Here is a 3,918-nt window from a genome sequence, read left to right as displayed (position 1 = left end):
CGTCGTCGAGCCAGCTGAACGAGCGCACACCGACGTCGCCCGCCGTGACCGCGAGCGCCTCGGCCGTCTCCGCCTCCGTCTCGTCGACCGGCACCCCGAGCACGAACAGGTGCTGCGGGCGGTCGCGGGTGAACCCCAGGCCGTCGGACCGGTACTGGAACTCCGTGATGTGGCGCGGCGCCTCGGCGCCCGGGCTGCCGTCCGCCTCGTAGCGCCCTTCCTCGGGCACGCGCGCGAGGTACGCCAACCGCGTGCCGTCGGGCGAGAACTGCGGCGACGAAACTCCCAGCGGCGCGTCGGTGAGCCTGCGCGGCTCGCCACCGGACGCCTCGACCAGGTGGAGCTGCGGCTTGCCGCCCTTCTCCGCGCGGGCGAACGCGACCCAGCGACCGTCCGGCGACACCGCGGGGGCGGTGTCGCGGAAGCCGCGCGTCAGCCGTCGCCGCACCGAGCCGTCGAGCGGGACGAGCCACAGCCCGCCGATGTACTCGTCGGACTCGAGATCCGGTCGCAGGACCGAGACGATCGCGGCCGAGCCGTCGGGGAGCACCGCGGGGGTGCCGGGGACATGGAGATGCGTGATGTCGTCAGGAAGCACCGGACGACCGTACGTCAGCGCTCCGACATCCCGCGCCCGAGACGACGCGCGGTCGGGTCGAGCGGACGATCAGGAGGCCGGGGGCTCCTCGGCGGTGTCGTCCTCGTCGTGGTCCGTGTGCCCGGCGCGCAGCACCGTGATGGCCGCCTCGAAGTCCTCGAGCGACTCGAACGCCTGGTAGACGCTCGCGAACCGCAGGTAGGCGACCTCGTCGAGGTCGCGCAGCGGTCCGAGGATCGCCAGCCCGATCTCGTAGGCGTCGATCTCCGCCGAGCCCGACGAGCGCAGCGTCTCCTCGACCTTCTGCGCGAGGATCGCGAGGTCGTCCTCGCTCACGGGCCGGCCCTGGCAAGCCTTGCGCACGCCGCCGACGATCTTGTCGCGGCTGAACGGCTCGGTCGCGCCGGAGCGCTTGACGACCGAGAGGCTCGTGGTCTCGACCGTGGTGAACCGGCGGTTGCAGTTGGGGCACTGACGGCGGCGACGGATCGACGCGCCGTCGTCCGAGGTGCGCGAGTCGACGACGCGCGAGTCCGGGTGGCGGCAGAACGGGCAGTGCAACGGAACATCCCCTTCGGGTGGAGCGCGACCGGATGGCGTGCACGCGACCGACGATGGCCGACGCGCCGCCGTGGGCGCCCCCGTGACGCTAGGCCAACGCCGGACGACACCGCAAGGCAGCCCGGTCCCGCACAGCACTCGGGGCGGTCGCCGTCGGCGACCGCCCCGAGTCGGGACGCCCCCGTCCCTGTGCGGCGCCGACTCGCCTCGGCCTCCGCGTGGTGCTGCGGGTGAGCGGGAGATCGCAACCCCCTGGCTCCCGCGCCTCTCGTGAGCCCCCCAGCTCTCCGAATGAGGTAAGGCTAACCTAGCCCAGCGTCCTCACGTCTGCAACCGTGACCCGCGTCACAGCACGGCACGCGCACTACCGGAGGGCGCGGGCGGCGGGCCCGTGCTCGATGGTCAGCGCTCCGGGACGAGGATCGTCTGGCCGGCCATGACCTCACTGCTCGGCAGGTTGTTCAGGCGCACGAGCTCGGTCACGGCGTCACCGACCGACTCCCCCGGAGTCACCGCGTCCGCCGCGATCCCCCACAGGGTCTCGCCGCTGACGACCTGGTGCTCGACGACCTGCTGCGACGACCCGGGCGCGTCGGCCAGCGCGCGGCCGCCGAAGAGCACGACGAGCGACCCGACGACCGCCGCGACGACGACCATGAGAGCGCGGCCCCGACGCGTGAGCGTCAGCCCGTGCAGCCCTGCGGCCCCGCTCGGCTCCTGCACGCGCTGCGTGCGCACCGAGAAGGCCGGTGCCGTCCGGGCCTGGGGGCCCATCGCGATCGCACTCATGTCGACTCCACCTTTCGCGAGCCCGGCGCCCGGAAGATCGGGCGGTTCGGGTGTTGCTCGAACGTCTGTACGTAGAACGTCTGTACGATGTCTACCAGCAGCGGCCGACACGTGTCGAGTCTTTGTCGAACAGATGTTTGAAATCCTCGACGTGGTTGCCTAGGCTGGCTGCGTAGGTACAGCGCACCATCGACCACTGACACGACCCGCTCGAGGCCTCCCGCGCACGGCTGCGCAGGGCCTCGGACCACGGGAGCAGGACCACCGAGCAGGACCACCGAACGACCGATCAGCACCGCAACGAGCACCGCCCCGGGCGGAGCCGCGAAGGAGAGGCCGCACGTGAGCGACGAGACGTCCACCCAGGACCTGGCGACGGTGCACGCACTGCCCGACGCCCCCGCGGGCCCTGACGGGCTCACGGCCCGGCAGCGCCTCGTGCTCGACACGATCCGGTCGTCGGTCGAGTCGCGCGGGTACCCGCCGAGCATGCGGGAGATCGGCGAGGCGGTCGGGCTCAACAGCCCGTCGAGCGTCAAGCACCAGCTCACCGCGCTCGAGCGCAAGGGCTACCTGCGCCGCGACCCCAACCGCCCCCGTGCCATCGAGGTCGTCCACCCGGACGACTCGCGCGGTGTGAGCGCGTGGGGCGCCGGCGGTGCCGCGTCCTTCGTCGACAACGAGGCGCCCGAGCGCGACGGCGCCCCCGCTCCCAGCTACGTCCCGGTCGTCGGCCGGATCGCCGCCGGCGGCCCGATCCTCGCCGACCAGGTCGTCGAGGACGTCTTCCCGCTCCCCCGCCAGCTCGTCGGCGACGGCGAGCTGTTCCTTCTCAAGGTCAGCGGCGACTCGATGATCGAAGCGGCGATCTGCGACGGCGACTGGGTCGTCGTGCGGCGCCAGCCGGTCGCGGAGAACGGCGAGATCGTCGCCGCGATGATCGAGGGCGAGGCGACCGTCAAGACGCTCAAGCGCGCCGACGGCCACGTCTGGCTGCTCCCGGCCAACGCGGCCTACGCACCGATCGACGGCGACGACGCGATCGTCCTCGGCCGCGTCGTCAGCGTGCTCCGCAGCCTCTGAGCCTGACGTCGAAAGGGGGCCCCGACGCTACGCGACGTCGGGGCCCGCTGTCGCGCCTGAACTAGAAGCCGAACTGCCGCGCCACAGCGCGCACCGCGTCACCCGAGGCGCGCAGGCCGGCCAGCTCGTCGACGGACATCGGCACCGCGAGGCGGTCACCCACGCCGGCCGAGCCGACGATCGTGGGCACCGACAGGCACACGTCGCTGATGCCGTAGTAGTCGTCGAGCAGCGAGGAGATCGGCAGGATCCGCTGCTCGTCCTTGAGGACCGCCTCGATGATCCGCGAGCCGGCCAGCGCGACCGCGTAGTTGGTCGCGCCCTTGCCCTCGATGATCCGGTAGGCGGACTCGACGACCTCGCGGGCGATGTCCTCGCGGACCGAGGCGGTCATCGGCGACGAGCCGTTCGAGCCCTGCCACTCGAGCAGCGGGACGGCGCCGATGCTGGCCGAGCTCCACAGGGGCAGCTCGCTGTCGCCGTGCTCGCCTGCGATGTACGCGTGCACGTTCTGCACCGCGACGCGCGCGTGCTGGGCGATCAGGTAGCGCAGCCGCGAGGAGTCGAGGACCGTGCCCGAGCCGAACAGCTGCGTGGGCGGCAGACCGGAGATCTTGAGCGACGCGTAGGTCACGACGTCGACCGGGTTGGTGACCATGACGTAGACCGCGTTGGGCGCGACCTCGGTGACGGCCGGGAGCACCTTGCGGACCAGCGAGATGGTCGCCTCGGCCAGGTCGATGCGTGTCTGCCCGGGCTTCTGCTTGGCGCCCGCGGTGAACATGACGATGTCCGCGTCGGCGCACACCGCGATGTCGTCGGACCCGACGACCTCCGCCATCGGCATGAACTGGATGCCGTGACCCAGGTCGAGCGCCTCGGCCTCG

At 72.1% G+C, this 3,918-nt stretch carries 5 protein-coding genes; 1 reads left to right on the top strand and 4 read right to left on the bottom strand.

What is annotated here, in order from left to right; genetic code table 11:
• The 3 genes from D1825_RS00935 to D1825_RS00925 all read right to left on the bottom strand — a co-directional run.
• A partial coding sequence (locus tag D1825_RS00935; RefSeq protein ID WP_199721444.1) for a TolB family protein occupies positions 1-598 on the bottom strand: 598 nt, incomplete at its 3' end.
• 69 nt (positions 599-667) lie between these two features.
• The gene (gene nrdR, locus D1825_RS00930; protein ID WP_118765649.1) at positions 668-1,159 is read right to left on the bottom strand and encodes a transcriptional regulator NrdR; all 492 of its coding nucleotides are present in this window, start codon (positions 1,157-1,159) and stop codon (positions 668-670) included.
• A 402-nt stretch (positions 1,160-1,561) separates the two neighbouring features.
• Positions 1,562-1,948, bottom strand: coding sequence for a LysM peptidoglycan-binding domain-containing protein (locus D1825_RS00925; protein WP_118765648.1), 387 nt, complete (start codon positions 1,946-1,948; stop codon positions 1,562-1,564).
• Between the two features lie 342 nt (positions 1,949-2,290).
• On the opposite strand from D1825_RS00925, the gene lexA reads away from it, so the two are divergent.
• The gene (lexA, locus tag D1825_RS00920; protein ID WP_199721443.1) at positions 2,291-3,031 is read left to right on the top strand and encodes a transcriptional repressor LexA; all 741 of its coding nucleotides are present in this window, start codon (positions 2,291-2,293) and stop codon (positions 3,029-3,031) included.
• Positions 3,032-3,092: 61 nt separating this feature from the next.
• On the opposite strand, the gene D1825_RS00915 is transcribed toward lexA, so the two are convergent.
• A partial coding sequence (locus D1825_RS00915; RefSeq protein ID WP_118765646.1) for a lactate/malate family dehydrogenase occupies positions 3,093-3,918 on the bottom strand: 826 nt, incomplete at its 5' end.

Source organism: Cellulomonas rhizosphaerae (assembly GCF_003470205.1).
Lineage (GTDB): Bacteria > Actinomycetota > Actinomycetes > Actinomycetales > Cellulomonadaceae > Cellulomonas > Cellulomonas rhizosphaerae.
This window is presented reverse-complemented; position numbering and strand designations above follow the sequence as displayed.